General features: G+C 65.9%; 13 protein-coding genes and 1 pseudogene. 6 read left to right on the forward strand and 8 right to left on the reverse strand.

Translation table 11 applies throughout. The annotated features are described in order from the left end of the window. Positions 1-2: 2 nt before the first annotated feature. The 3 genes from E3O45_RS04450 to E3O45_RS04455 form a co-directional block, all read right to left on the reverse strand. Positions 3-932, reverse strand: coding sequence for a nuclease-related domain-containing protein (locus tag E3O45_RS04450; protein ID WP_134442065.1), 930 nt, complete (start codon positions 930-932; stop codon positions 3-5). A gap of 129 nt (positions 933-1061) precedes the next feature. After that, the gene (locus E3O45_RS17460) at positions 1062-1226 is read right to left on the reverse strand and encodes a hypothetical protein (protein WP_166787591.1); all 165 of its coding nucleotides are present in this window, start codon (positions 1224-1226) and stop codon (positions 1062-1064) included. A 91-nt stretch (positions 1227-1317) separates the two neighbouring features. Next, positions 1318-2037: an SOS response-associated peptidase gene (locus tag E3O45_RS04455; RefSeq protein WP_134442066.1), complete on the reverse strand. Its 720-nt coding sequence runs from the start codon at positions 2035-2037 to the stop codon at positions 1318-1320. A gap of 59 nt (positions 2038-2096) precedes the next feature. Between E3O45_RS04455 and E3O45_RS04460 the strand changes: the two genes are divergently transcribed. Continuing rightward, positions 2097-2933 carry a DUF3097 domain-containing protein gene (locus E3O45_RS04460; protein ID WP_134442068.1) on the forward strand — a complete coding sequence of 279 codons (837 nt, stop codon included), beginning with the start codon at positions 2097-2099 and terminating at the stop codon, positions 2931-2933. A 309-nt stretch (positions 2934-3242) separates the two neighbouring features. After that, a complete protein-coding gene (locus tag E3O45_RS04465) occupies positions 3243-3446 on the forward strand; it encodes a cold-shock protein (RefSeq protein WP_035840308.1) in 204 nt (67 codons plus the stop codon). Between the two features lie 71 nt (positions 3447-3517). Here E3O45_RS04465 and E3O45_RS04470 read toward each other — a convergent pair whose 3' ends face one another. Further along, positions 3518-3997: an Lrp/AsnC family transcriptional regulator gene (locus E3O45_RS04470; RefSeq protein WP_092107921.1), complete on the reverse strand. Its 480-nt coding sequence runs from the start codon at positions 3995-3997 to the stop codon at positions 3518-3520. A 106-nt stretch (positions 3998-4103) separates the two neighbouring features. On the opposite strand from E3O45_RS04470, the gene E3O45_RS04475 reads away from it, so the two are divergent. Continuing rightward, positions 4104-5306: a PLP-dependent aspartate aminotransferase family protein gene (locus E3O45_RS04475; RefSeq protein WP_134442070.1), complete on the forward strand. Its 1203-nt coding sequence runs from the start codon at positions 4104-4106 to the stop codon at positions 5304-5306. On the opposite strand, the gene E3O45_RS04480 is transcribed toward E3O45_RS04475, so the two are convergent. Further along, positions 5303-7120, reverse strand: a complete 1818-nt coding sequence (locus E3O45_RS04480; protein ID WP_134442072.1) for a DEAD/DEAH box helicase — start codon at positions 7118-7120, stop codon at positions 5303-5305. The two genes, E3O45_RS04475 and E3O45_RS04480, sit on opposite strands and share 4 nt — an antisense overlap. 87 nt (positions 7121-7207) lie before the next feature. Here E3O45_RS04480 and E3O45_RS04485 point away from each other — a divergent pair, with 87 nt between their 5' ends. After that, positions 7208-7996 (forward strand): SGNH/GDSL hydrolase family protein, encoded by a 789-nt coding sequence (locus E3O45_RS04485; protein ID WP_134442074.1) that lies wholly within the window; start codon positions 7208-7210, stop codon positions 7994-7996. Positions 7997-8057: 61 nt separating this feature from the next. Here the strand turns inward: E3O45_RS04485 and E3O45_RS04490 are convergent, their stop codons facing one another. Continuing rightward, positions 8058-9293 carry a D-alanyl-D-alanine carboxypeptidase family protein gene (locus E3O45_RS04490; RefSeq protein ID WP_134442076.1) on the reverse strand — a complete coding sequence of 412 codons (1236 nt, stop codon included), beginning with the start codon at positions 9291-9293 and terminating at the stop codon, positions 8058-8060. A gap of 44 nt (positions 9294-9337) precedes the next feature. Further along, positions 9338-10147, reverse strand: a complete 810-nt coding sequence (locus E3O45_RS04495) for an RNA methyltransferase (RefSeq protein WP_134442078.1) — start codon at positions 10145-10147, stop codon at positions 9338-9340. Between the two features lie 130 nt (positions 10148-10277). Here E3O45_RS04495 and E3O45_RS04500 point away from each other — a divergent pair, with 130 nt between their 5' ends. Together E3O45_RS04500 and E3O45_RS04505 are read left to right on the forward strand one after the other, a co-directional pair. Continuing rightward, complete coding sequence (locus tag E3O45_RS04500) at positions 10278-11201, forward strand: Sir2 family NAD-dependent protein deacetylase (RefSeq protein ID WP_134442079.1); 924 nt, start codon at positions 10278-10280, stop codon at positions 11199-11201. 51 nt (positions 11202-11252) lie between these two features. Continuing rightward, positions 11253-11855 (forward strand): histidine phosphatase family protein, encoded by a 603-nt coding sequence (locus E3O45_RS04505; protein ID WP_166789398.1) that lies wholly within the window; start codon positions 11253-11255, stop codon positions 11853-11855. Positions 11856-12138: 283 nt separating this feature from the next. Here the strand turns inward: E3O45_RS04505 and E3O45_RS04510 are convergent. After that, positions 12139-12549, reverse strand: a pseudogene (locus E3O45_RS04510) (MFS transporter); the annotation flags it as partial. Between the last annotated feature and the right edge of the window lie 42 nt (positions 12550-12591).

A 12591-nucleotide genomic window follows, 5' to 3' on the forward strand; every position in this document is an offset into this window, starting at 1 on the left:
CGTCACGTATTGACGAAGCGGATGCCGTTCTGCAGCGTGCTGCGCAGCTCGAAGACCTTCTCGAAGCTGCCCCGTTCCATGCCGATCAGTCCCTCTCGCAGCACGCCGACCAGTCGTGACCGCGGAATGCCGATGATCATCGGGCGGCGGCCACGCTTCGGCAGCGACACCGGCTCGTCGAGTGCGCCGTCGGGCAGCACGATAATGAGGGCGGTGAAACGCACCTTGAGGGCACGCGTAATCGATTTGGCGGCGTCTTCGAACTGATGGATCGGGCGGTCGTCGGGGTCGAGATCGTCACCGACCAGTTCGCCGCGGCGCAGCTGCACCGGGCCGCCCCAGTCTTCGGAGAGGATGCCGAACAGGCCGGCCGGGCCGAGGATGATGTGGTCGAGTTTATCGGTCTGCGGGCCGGTGTCGATGTCGTGCCAGGCGGTGAATCCGATGCCGAGGTTGGCCACGAGTTGGGCGGTGGCCTCCTCGGCGAGGGCCTTGGCGAGGCAGTGCCGCACGAGACGGGGGGCGCTGCGGATCAGGGCTGGCGCGTACGGATCGTCGATGACGGTACCGCGGCCGGCCCATTCGCGCACGAGATCCAGGTATCTCAGGCGTGCCTGGCCGCCGGGGTGACCGTGCATGCGGGTTTTCAGGCTGGATTTCGTGGCCGGGCCACGGGCGGCGGGGGCGGCGTAGGCATCCGCTTCTGGATCGGTGTCACCGAAGCGACGGCGATCGTAGGCCGCCCGGTGATCGGGAGTACCGATGCGTTCCCACGCCCGCTGAACGGCATGAAACCGGGTCGCGCTGCCTCCGACGTCGGGGTGAGTTTTGCGCAGGAGGAGCCGGTAGGCGCGGCGCAACTCGTCGTTGGTCGCCGTCGGGCTCACACCGAGCACCTCGTAGGGGGTGGATGCGGCCGGGCTGTCATGCATCCTGAACGGTACCTTTCTGCGGGTGCGAGCAGATCGTCTCAGAGACGATCAGAGAATCCACCGTATCGCGGGAATCTGACATCCCGCCGAGGGCGACGGTCTCGCAGCAGCGAGGGTTCAGCGTGGCTGCTAGTCGCGCAGCAGGTGGAACGGGATCGCCATGGAGAGGGACACGCAGAGAATTCCGGCTACGAAGGTCAGGCCCATCAGCGACGTGACGGAGAACGCCAGACCGAACAGCCAGAGGCCGAGGACGAAGATCGCGAACGCGGCGATGAAGGCGACAATGTGCATGGGAAACCCTTTCACGGCAGTGCCCGGTGTTTTCGCCCAGCCACTGGTTTGAACGTACTTATTCGAGCGTACCGGCTGGGGCCGATCGGAATTACAGGGAATCGCCGACGATCGCGTCGAGCGGCTCGATCAGTTCGGGTCCATTGCCGACCACCGGGGCGACCGCGTAGAAGTTCAGTGTTTCCACAACCTCATGGGATGCGGCGACGGCAGCATCGACGAGGGTCTGGTCGCCGTCCGTGGCCGGATCCAGCCACTGGTCCCACCACTCCTCGGGCAGGGGAACCGGGGTGCGGTCGTGAATCTGCGTGAGCGGACCCAGAGCATCCGTTGTCAGGATTGTGGCGGACAGTACCCACCGCGCTGGGTCATCGTCGGCGGCCGCCGGATTCTTCCACCAGGCGTACAGGCCGGCGAAGGCGAGCGGAAGGCCGTCGTCCGAGTGGATGAAGTACGGCTTCTTCGTAGTTCCGTCGGTGTGCCACTCGTAATAGCCGGTGGCCGGCACGAGCGCACGCCGGGAACGCACCGACGTTTTGAAGGTCGGTTTTTCGGCGGCGGTCTCGGCTCGCGCATTGAAGGTCGGGAACTTCGAGGTGGGCTCGGTGGCGAAGGACGGAATCAGGGACCAGCGCGCCGATTCCAGCCGGCGCACGGCCGGATCGGTGCGCGCCGACTCGAGCACGATGGGGATCTGCTCCGTTGGCCGAATATTCCACGAGGGTTCCGGCAGGTTCTCTCCCTCATGCTCGACGTCGAACATGGCAGCCAGATCGGGCGCCGTATCGGTAATGATGAATCGACCACACATGTCTCCAGAATACCGTGGCCTGCCTAACGTATTAGCGAGCATCAGCTAGCGTCGATGCAATGGACGATCGATACAGCGCAGACGTGCTCTCCCCCGGCTGGCGCGAGGCCGGTCGCATCATTATTCCGACCCAGGAAGCGACCAGGGACCTCGTGGTGGAAGAGGTCGCGACCGGGTTCTGCGGGGCCGTCATTCGGGTCGAGAAGAAGATCGTCACTCTGGAAGACCGCCACGGCAAGCTGCGCCTGTTTCCGCTCGGCTCGGGGTTTCTCATCGACGGTAAACCGGTCACACTGATAGCTCCGACCATGGCGGCAGCCCTCGGCCGGGTGCGCACCGCCTCGGGCTCGACGGCGGTTCCGGATGCCCCGGCGCGCGTCGCGCGCGCCAGCCGGATCTTCGTTGAGGGCCGGCACGACGCCGAACTCGTGGAGAAGGTCTGGGGTGCCGACCTGCGCATCGAGGGCGTCGTCGTCGAGTACATCGAGGGCGTGGACAACCTGGACGAGATTCTGCGCGCGTTTCGACCGGGTGCCGGGCGCCGCGTCGGCGTGCTCGTCGACCACCTCGTGCCGGGGTCGAAGGAGAGTCGCATTGCGGAGGCTGTGGCGCGCGGGCCGTTCGCGGCGAACGTGCTGGTGGTAGGGCATCCGTTTGTCGACGTGTGGCAGTCGGTGAAACCGGCTCGCGTCGGCCTCGCCGCCTGGCCCGAGATACCGCGGAACATCGAGTGGAAGCACGGAATCTGCGCGGCACTCGGCTGGCCGCACGAGGAGCAGGCTGATATTGCCAGGGCCTGGCAGCGTATCCTCGGTCAGGTGCGCACTTTTGCCGATCTGGAGCCGCAACTTCTCGGCCGGGTGGAACACCTGATCGACTTTGTGACAGCGGAATGACGGTTTTGTCGTCGCTTTCGGCAATCTCGCATTCGCGGTCATTCCCAGTGGTGGACCCGGAGTTCACTCCTTTTCCGCAGCAAACGACACGCTTTCCGGTAAAAAAGGCGCTGAATTCCGAAACCATCCAGACTTGTGGGCTAGTGTTGGACTCGAAGTTGTAGTGCTTGCACGTCTTAAACGCACTGATCGTGATTCATCTGGATCACAGTTAGTGCGCCACATTCCTTTCGGAAGCGGACGACGAATACCGCGACGAACGGTCCCGACAGTCGGGGCCGGTCTAACACTCCTGGAGGAGTTTTACAAATGGCAACAGGTACCGTGAAATGGTTCAACGCTGAAAAGGGCTTCGGCTTTATCGCACCCGACGACGGAAGCGCCGATGTTTTCGCGCACTACTCCGCGATCGCGTCGAATGGCTACAAGTCCCTCGATGAGAACCAGAAGGTCGAGTTCGAGGTAACCCAGGGCCCCAAGGGTCCTCAGGCCGAGAACATCCGCGCCCTCTAAATAGAGCTTGCGAAGAACGCCTCCCGCTCACGCGGGGGGCGTTCTTGTTTTAATCCTCGTGGCTGACCGGCCTACTTCACCAGGTCCTGCCACCCATCACCGTCGACATACTCGAAGATCAGGTTGGTCTCGGTGTGGGCGACGGCCGGATGCTCCGCGAGATGTTCCAGCACAAAGTCGCGCAGGTGCGAGGCATCCGCTGCAGCCACGTGCAGCAGGTAGTCGTCGGCACCGGCCGTGTGGAAGAGCCCGATCACACCGGGCCAGTGCGGGGCGGCATTCCGAAAGTCATCTATCTGCACCCGAGCATGTTTGGCCAGCCGCACCGAAATAAGCGCCTGCAGGCTGGCCCCGAGCGCAGCCAGGTCGATATTGGCCCGGTAGCCACGGATATGGCCGAGCTGCTGCAACCGACGCAGTCGCAGCGATACTGTGGACTCGGCCACTCCGATCTCGCTGGCCAGGGCCGCACCGGAGGCCCGAGCATTGACCGACAGGGCGCGCAGCAGTGCACGGTCGACCCGGTCAAGTTCCGGCTTCTTTGATTCCATCAGCAGACTCCCTTATTTCTAGCAAGCTTATGCGATTCGGCTTTATTATTTGCAAGGGTCTGCATGGTCACTTGCGTTCAAGGGCAGAACCTGTTTCTGTTGGCTCATGTTGCCACCGCTGTCACATATCGAAACCGTTGCCGTGCACGCCGGAATGGACGGTCTCACCGAGGCCGGAACGCACGTTCCGGGCATCGATCTGTCCACCACCAATCCGCTGCGCGGAGTGGAGTCTGGCGGGGATTCCTACGAAAACCTCGCCACCGGCGGCACGCCGGAACAAGGCGATTCCGCCGTCTACCAGCGACTGTGGCAACCGGGCGTCGCCCGGTTCGAGAACGCACTGTCGGCCCTGGAACGGACCGCCGGCACCGTTGCCTTCGCCACCGGAATGGCGGCCCTGACCGCGACCCTTATTGCCACCGTGACGGCCGACAAACCGCACATTGTGGCGCTGCGTCCCCTGTATGGCGGTACCGATCATGTTCTCGCGAACGGGCTGCTCGGCACGACGGTCACCTGGACCGACCTGGCCGGCGTTGGTGCGGCCATCCGTTCGGATACCGGTCTGGTCATTCTGGAGTCACCGGCCAACCCGACGCTTGAGTTGACGGACATCCGGGCGGTGGCGGATGCTGCCTGTTCGGTTCCCGTGCTGGTGGACAACACCTTTGCGACGCCCGTGTTGCAGCGCCCGGTCGAGTCGGGCGCCACGCTCGTGCTGCACAGTGCGACCAAGTTTCTCGGCGGTCACGGCGATGCTATGGGCGGCACGGTGTCCGGGCCGGCCGAGTGGATGGCGCGGTTGCGACAGGTACGCGCGCTGACCGGCGGCCTGCTGCAGCCGTTCAACGCATACCTGCTGCATCGCGGGCTGCGCACCCTGCCGATTCGGGTGCGCGCCCAACAGACGAGTGCTGGCGAGATTGCTGACCGGCTCAGCGCCCATCCGGCGCTGACCCGGGTGCTCTACCCCGGGCTGCCGGGCCAGGACCCGCACGGGCTGATCGGCAGGCAGAGCGCCGGTGCCGGGTCCCTGATCGCGCTCGATCTCGGCTCCTTTGCCGCCGCCGTGCGTTTCACCGAGGCGCTGCGACTGATCACCCACGCGGTGTCGCTCGGCGGGGTCGATTCGCTCGTGCAGCATCCGGCCTCGCTCACCCACCGACCGGTGGCGGCTGATGCACGACCGGGCGCCGGCATCGTGCGGCTGTCGATCGGGCTCGAGCACGTCGACGATCTGATGGACGACATCCTTACAGCCCTGCTGGTCGCTCGCGTGCCGGTGGGAGCAGTCGCGACGGCCTAGCTGCGGCCGAGGCGGCGGCGCAGCAGATCGATCCGCATCTGCAGCTGGGTCACGCTGGCCTGGGCGACGGCGGGCCCGCCGCAGATCCGACGCATCTCCGCGTGGATCATGCCGTGCGGTTCATTGGCGAGCTTGGACCACATGCCCACGAGGCTCGACAGCAGGGTGCGCTGTTCCTTCAGGGTTCGGTACAGGGGCGGCGGCTCGAGCGGGGCGATCTCCCCCGTCACCGGATCCTTGCGTTTGTCAGTTGAACGTTTGGACTGCCGTGACTGGCGTTGACGCAGCAGCTCCGACACCTGTTCCGGTTCGAGCAGGCCGGGGATGCCGATGAAGTCGAATTCCTCGTCGGTGCCCGGTTCGGCGAGCTCGCCGAATTCGTCGCCGTCGAACATGACCATGTCGAAGGTGGCCTGCGAGTCGAGGGCCTGCCAGGTGAAGTCGTCCAGGCCGAGGTCGTCTGACGCCTTGTCGTCCTTGTTCGCCGCGGCGACCATGGCATCTTCGGGGTTGTACATGCCGTCGTCGCCGTCGTCACGATTGCTGCGATCGAGGGCGTGATCGCGTTCCAGCTCGAGCGCGTTGGCGAGGCTGAGCAGCCCGGGCACGTTGGGCAGAAAAATGGAGGCCGTTTCGCCGCGTCGGCGCGCGCGCACGAACCGGCCGATCGCCTGGGCGAAGTACAGCGGTGTGGCCGCGCTGGTCGCGTAGACACCGACGGCGAGCCGCGGCACGTCGACGCCCTCCGACACCATGCGCACGGCGACCATCCACCGACGGGTGTTCTTGGAGAACTCGTCGATCCGGTCGCTGGCTTCCTTCTCGTCGGAGAGCACAATGGTGACCGGTTCACCGCAGATGTCCTCGAGGATGACGGCGTAGGCGCGTGCGGTGGTCTGGTCCGTGGCAATGACGAGGCCACCGGCATCCGGAATGCCGCGCCGCACCTCGGTCAGTCGGGAGTTCGCGGCGCGCAGCACCGAGGGAATCCACTGCCCGCTGGGCTCGAGCGCGGTGCGCCAGGCCTGGCTGGTGATGTCCTTGGCGTTGCCCTCGCCGAGCTTGGCTTCCATCTCGTCGCCGGCCCGGGTACGCCACTTCATGTGCCCGGCGTAGACCATGAACATCACGGGGCGCACAACACCGTCGGCGAGGGCCCGACCGTAGCCATAGGCATAGTCGCTCTGCGACATACGGATGCCGTGTTTGTCGGGCAGGTAACTGACGAACGGGATCGGCGAGGTGTCCGAGCGAAACGGGGTGCCGGTGAGTGAGAGGCGCCGGGTGGCCGGGCCGAAGGCCTCACGAATCGCGTCGCCCCAGCTGAGGGCATCTCCCCCGTGGTGAATCTCGTCGAGGATGACCAGGGTGCGGCTGGACTCGGTGAGCTGCTTGTGCAGGGCGGCGCGGGCAGCCACCTGGGCATAGGTGACGACGACGCCGTGATAGTGGCTGCCGTAACTGCGGTCGGCGTTCTTGAACATGGGATCGAGACGGATGCCGGCGCGTGCCGCAGCATCCGCCCACTGGTTTTTGAGATGCTCGGTCGGCGCGACAACGGTGATGCGGTCGATTGTGCGCCGGGAGCGGAGTTCAGCGGCCAGGCGCAGGGCAAACGTGGTCTTTCCCGCTCCCGGCGTTGCCGCGGCGAGAAAGTCGCGTGGCTCGTGCACGAAGTAGGCCTCGAGCGCCTCGGCCTGCCAGGCGCGCAGCTTGCCGGCGGTACCCCAGGCCGCGCGTTCGGGGAAGGACGGCGACAGGTGTTCGGCTGCACTCGTTCCCTGCGCGGGACCGAAAACCGATGGAGTATTCACTTCTCACAAATCTACCAAAGACCACCGACGTTCGTCGCCGACGGCACCGTTTGCACCAATAGCTCAGGGTTCAGACACAATGGTTTGATGACGAAGCAACAGCATCCATGGTCGCGCTACGTCGCGCTCGGCGATTCGTTCACCGAGGGCATCGGTGACCCGGAAGAGCAGAGCCCTGGTGGGCACCGGGGCTGGGCAGACCGGGTCGCCGAGGTACTGAGCGAAGGGACCGATGATTTCGCCTATGCCAACCTGGCCGTGCGCGGCAAACTCATCCGGCAGATCGCCGACGAACAGATCGAGCCAGCGCTGGCCCTGCGCCCGGACCTGATCACGATTTCGGCCGGCGGCAACGACGTCATTCGCCCCGGAACTGACCCGGATTTCATCGCGGCCCGCTGCGATGAGGTGGTTTCCGGGCTCTCCCGGGACGGCGCGACGGTCGTGCTGTTCACCGGAGCCGACGTGGGATTCTCTCCCGTGTTTCGTAGCATTCGCGGCAAGGTCGCGATCTACAACGAGAATATCCGGGCCATTGCCACGAAGTACGACTGCATCGTGGCCGACATGTGGCAGCTCACCGAAATTCAGGATCCGCGCATGTGGGCGCCCGACCGGCTGCACCTCAACGCCCTCGGGCACCACACCGTGGCGCGCATGGTGTTGCAGACCCTCAATGTGAAGAACTCGCTCGAGCCGAGCGAGCCGGAGCCCATGCCCGGAACCACCTGGCGGCAGGCCCGCACCGAAGATTTTGTCTGGGCGCGGGAGTACCTCGTGCCGTGGGTGCTGCGCCGGGTGCGCCACCAGTCCTCCGGCGATCACGTCCTGCCCAAGCGTCCCAAAGCCGGCCCCTCCACGCCCCCCCGCGTCTGACCCGCATTTCGGTCCACTAGACGGGGCAGGTCGTGGCCGGGCGGGTGGGCAGCCGGGCGGGTCAGCCGGCGGCGAGTTCGCCCGGGTGGCCCATGCGCCAGGCCGGGCCGGGATCGGTGACGCTGTCCTGGAGTTCAAGCGGTACCGTCACCGGAGATCCCGTGCCGATCGTGAACGACAACTCGCCGACGTCGTCGCCGGCCCGGCCCAGCTGCAAATCGGTCGCCGTCGCGGAACCCGAAATAGGTGAGTCTGACCAGACCAAAGCGGATGCCGCCCGCGCGGCGACGATATCGCTCACGTCACCCCACTGGGTCCTATAGCTGCCGTACACGGTGCCGGCCTCGGCCAGGACGACGTCGTGGAACCCGGGCTGCACACTCTGGATCAGCGCCGCGATCGCCGAATTGAGTTCGGAGTGGGTGTCGCCACCCAGCATCACGCCTACGAGCGTGACCGTGTTGTCGCCGACGGTGAAATCGGTGGAAAAGAGCAGGCAGGCACCGGCGACATCCGTTGTACCGGTCTTGATACCGTCGACGCCGTCGCGACCGAGCAGCTTGTTGGTGTTGGTGACCGTGCCGATGACCGGCAGCACCGCCGACGGCAGGGCGACGATTTCGGCCAGCGCCGGGTGACCGACGACGAGCTTGCCGATCTCAACGAGGTCGGCCGGAGTGCTCACGCTCAACGACGAGATGCCGCTCGTGTCGGCGACGCTGGTCTGGCTGAGTGAGTTGTCGGCCAGCCAGGTTTTCGCCGCCGCCAGGTAGCCGTCGGTCGAGCCGAACGCCCACACCGCGAGAGACGCCGCATAGTTGTTGGCCGAGGGCAGCAGCATCGCTTCAAAAGCCTGCCGCTGGGTCAGTTCCATTCCGGCGACCACGGGCGCGACCGACCCATTTTCGGCAATCACCTCGTAGTAGATATCGACGTCGGCGTCGGTGAAAGTGATCGCGGGGCCGTCCTCCCCCGCGCCCAGCGGTTTGGCATCGAGGATGACGAGGGCGGTGACCATCTTGGTAATGCTCGCGATCGGCACCGTGTCCTGTTCGCCGCTCGAGGCCAGCACGCCGGGAAAACCGACTGCGCCGATCGCGCTTTCACCGAAGGTCGGCCAGACCAAAGCGGCGGCTGGTTGGGTCAGCGCCGCCGGCTGCACGATCGTGGCAGCGCTCTCCGGAACGGGAGCCAGGGTGGTGGCGCCGACATAGCCGACGCTGCCCAGCACCACGAGCAGAACGCTGGCGACGGCGAGTCGACGCCGTCGGAGGGTGACACGCCGGGAGGGAGACATCCGCTCAGCCTAACTTCTTCGTCGCGCTCAGCGGGTCGGCGCGCTCACGCCCGCGTGCGCAGCGCGTACAGCGCGACCGCGCTCGCGGAGGCAACGTTGAGCGAGTCGACGCCGTGCAGCATCGGAATGGTCACGACCGTGTCGGCGGCTTCGAGCGCGTGCTGGCTGAGCCCGTCGCCTTCGGCACCGAGGATGATCGCGAGCCGCTCGGGCGGCGCCTCGGCAAACACGTCGAGGGAGACCGCATTGTCGGCCAGCGCCAGCGCGGCGAGGTGAAAACCGGCGGCGTGCAGCAGCGGGGTGGCCACGCTCCATTCCGGGAGGCGGGTCCACGGCACCTGCAGCACCGTGCCCATGCTCACGCGCACGCTGCGCCGGTAGAGCGGGTCGGCGCAGCGCGGGGTGATCAGCACGGCATCGGCGCCGAGCCCGGCCACGGAGCGAAAGATGGCCCCGACGTTGGTGTGGTCGACGATGTCTTCGAGGATCACGATGCGGCGGGCCTGGGTGAGAAGCGCCTCGACCGGCTCGAGCACCGGCCGGTGCATCGCGGCGAGGGCACCGCGATGCAGGTTGTAGCCGGTCAGCTGTTCCAGCACGCTCGCGTCGCCGACATAAACCGGAACGTCGGGCCAGTCGGCGAGCAATCGTTCGGCGTCGGGCATCCACTGTTCCTGAATAAGTAGGGAGCGCGGGCGATGGCCGGCCCGAAGAGCACGAGCAATGACCTTGGGTGACTCGGCGATATAAAGGCCGCCGGCCGGCTCCAGCACTCGTCGCAGTGCGACGTCGGTCAAACGCGAATAGTCGGCGAGACCCGGGCTGGACAGGTCGGTAATGCGGGTGATCTGCACGGAAAAGTGCCTTTCAGAAGGGATATTGAGCTCAAGCCTGACAGGTGGGTAGTCAAACGGGAAAACAGACGAGTTTAGAATCAAGGGACCACCAACTTTTGCTGCCCGTCTTTGCCCGAAAGGAACGCCGATGACTGCCGACTCGGTCGTGCCCCGCGACACGGTCCTGGTGGACGCGCTCGAGCCCACCGACGCCCCCGACGCCGACGCCGCGCTCGCCTCGGCGGTTGCCCTCGATTCCGAGCGGGCAGTGGATGCCGTCGCCACGCTCCTGCGCGGCAAGCGCGCCGCCGTGCTCACCGGCGCCGGCCTCAGCACCGATTCGGGAATTCCCGATTATCGCGGGGAAGGCGCGCCGAAGCGCACGCCGATGACCTTTCAGACCTTTGTCGCCGACGAACGATCCCGCAAACGTTATTGGGCCGGCAGCCACCTGGGCTGGAGCGTGTTTCGACGGGCCGAACCTAACCTCGGACACCGTTCTCTCGTGCAGCTGGAAAGCGCCGGCGCCATTGCCGGGGTCATCACCCAAAACGTTGACGGACTGCATACCCGGGCCGGATCGCGCCATGTCGTCGAACTGCACGGGTCCCTCGACCGGGTCATCTGCCTGGACTGCGGGCAGGCATTCGGCCGGGATAGCATCGCTGCCCGGCTGGAGGCCGACAACCCGGTTCTGCGTGATTCGGACAGCATCCGAATCGCTCCGGACGGCGATGCCGACGTCGGCAACATCGACGACTTCGTGGTGCCGGCCTGCACGGTCTGTGGCGGCATGCTCAAGCCCCGGGTGGTCTTTTTCGGTGAACTCGTGCCGACGGAAACGTTTCTGGAGGCAGCCGCTTTGATTCAGGCTGCGGATGCCCTGATCGTCGCCGGGTCGTCGCTCGCGGTGAATTCGGGCATCCGTCTGGTCGAGCAGGCCAGGCGCCGCAAACTGCCGATCATCGTGATCAACCGTGGGGTGACCAAGGGCGACGGGCGAGCCCTGCACAAGCTCGAGGCCGGAACCAGTGAAACCCTCGCCGCACTGGCCGACCGGCTGCTGGGCTGACCGCGCTTGTGCGCGGCCCCGGGAGTCACCGGTGAATCGGGGCAATCACTCGTGACCAGGTTCGCCATTGTGCGTCATGGCCAGACCGACTGGAATTTGAACCAGCGGATCCAGGGCCGCACCGACATTCCTCTCAACGCCACCGGGCGCGCCGAAGCCGTCGCCGCCGCTGAGCGTCTGCAGAGCAGGCAGTGGGATGCCATCGTGACCAGCCCTCTGATGCGCGCTGCGGAATCGGCCAGAATCATTGCCGCGGAGCTCGGGTTGGCGGAACCCGAGGTGGTTCCCGCCCTGACCGAACGTCACCACGGCGCCATCGAGGGCCTCACCTTCGCCGAGCGTCAGTACCGTTTTCCTGACGGTGTGGCCGTTCCCGGACTCGAGACCCGCCGCGACGTCATTGACCGGGTGCTCGCTGCGCTATCAGCACTTGCCGCCGGGCATACTGGCCAATCCATTCTCGTGTTGAGTCACGGCGGCATCATCGGAACGCTGCTGCGTCACCTCACGGACGGCGACCGCCCTCGGCACGGCGAGTACATCGCCAATGGGTCCGTGCACGATTTCGCCTGGGCGGACGATCAGCTGCTGCTGACCCACTTCGATGCGGCGATGCGCGAGCCGGGCGACCGCGGCTCGTCGCCGGTGCTGTGATGCCTCCAGCTGATCTGCGGGCGCCTTTAGGGCGCTGAAATTGGCACCTCGTGTTCAGTGGAATGCCTCAGCGGAGCGAGGTGCCACTTTTCGCCCCTTCGTTTTCGCCAGCGGCGAGCACCATGGGGCCAGAGTTGGCGCCTTACCCGAGGCCACAAGCCCTGCACGCGTGACCCGCGCCGCTACTCAAATTTGTCGGCGTTGACCCTGGCCGCTGGAACGGCATCGCCGGTCGGGGATCCGCGGCGAATGCTCACGCTGACCACCGCGGCGATGATGCAGAGGCCATCGACCCCGTTCCGGTGCCGATCAGCACCCCCCAGGTGAGCATCAGGCGCCACGGTGACGTGGCGAAGGTACTGAGCGCACTTCCCGCTGCGACGATGAAGAGCGCACCCGTCGTCACTCCGCGAATGCCGAATCGCTGCATCAGGGCAGCGGCGAACGGCGCGGTCAGACCGAACAACAGCAGGTTCACCCCAACGGCTGCCGCGAGTTCCCCCCGCGACCAGGAGAATTCCTCCTCGATCGGCACCATGAGCACTCCGGGGGCCGCACGGAATCCAGCCGCACCGACGAGCGCAAGAAAGGCCACGGCGGCGATGATCCAGGCCGGGTGGATGCCGCGGGGCCACAGCAGAGAGAGACCCGACCCGCTTTCCGTGCTGGGGCGGCGCCGGCCGAATCGTGTCATCGTTTGATGAATAGCGAATTCTCAGGCAACTCTCGGTCGATT

It is taken from the genome of Cryobacterium sp. TMS1-20-1 (assembly GCF_004402355.1).
Lineage (GTDB): Bacteria > Actinomycetota > Actinomycetes > Actinomycetales > Microbacteriaceae > Cryobacterium > Cryobacterium levicorallinum.

What these genes read in the sequence shown, in the direction of transcription:
- E3O45_RS04450 (WP_134442065.1), bottom strand. Translation starts at nt 932, where the DNA reads ATGCATGACAGCCCGGCCGCATCCACCCCCTACGAGGTGCTCGGTGTG.
- E3O45_RS17460 (WP_166787591.1), bottom strand. Translation starts at nt 1,226, where the DNA reads ATGCACATTGTCGCCTTCATCGCCGCGTTCGCGATCTTCGTCCTCGGC.
- E3O45_RS04455 (WP_134442066.1), bottom strand. Translation starts at nt 2,037, where the DNA reads ATGTGTGGTCGATTCATCATTACCGATACGGCGCCCGATCTGGCTGCC.
- E3O45_RS04460 (WP_134442068.1), top strand. Translation starts at nt 2,097, where the DNA reads ATGGACGATCGATACAGCGCAGACGTGCTCTCCCCCGGCTGGCGCGAG.
- E3O45_RS04465 (WP_035840308.1), top strand. Translation starts at nt 3,243, where the DNA reads ATGGCAACAGGTACCGTGAAATGGTTCAACGCTGAAAAGGGCTTCGGC.
- E3O45_RS04470 (WP_092107921.1), bottom strand. Translation starts at nt 3,997, where the DNA reads ATGGAATCAAAGAAGCCGGAACTTGACCGGGTCGACCGTGCACTGCTG.
- E3O45_RS04475 (WP_134442070.1), top strand. Translation starts at nt 4,104, where the DNA reads ATGTTGCCACCGCTGTCACATATCGAAACCGTTGCCGTGCACGCCGGA.
- E3O45_RS04485 (WP_134442074.1), top strand. Translation starts at nt 7,208, where the DNA reads ATGACGAAGCAACAGCATCCATGGTCGCGCTACGTCGCGCTCGGCGAT.
- E3O45_RS04490 (WP_134442076.1), bottom strand. Translation starts at nt 9,293, where the DNA reads ATGTCTCCCTCCCGGCGTGTCACCCTCCGACGGCGTCGACTCGCCGTC.
- E3O45_RS04500 (WP_134442079.1), top strand. Translation starts at nt 10,278, where the DNA reads ATGACTGCCGACTCGGTCGTGCCCCGCGACACGGTCCTGGTGGACGCG.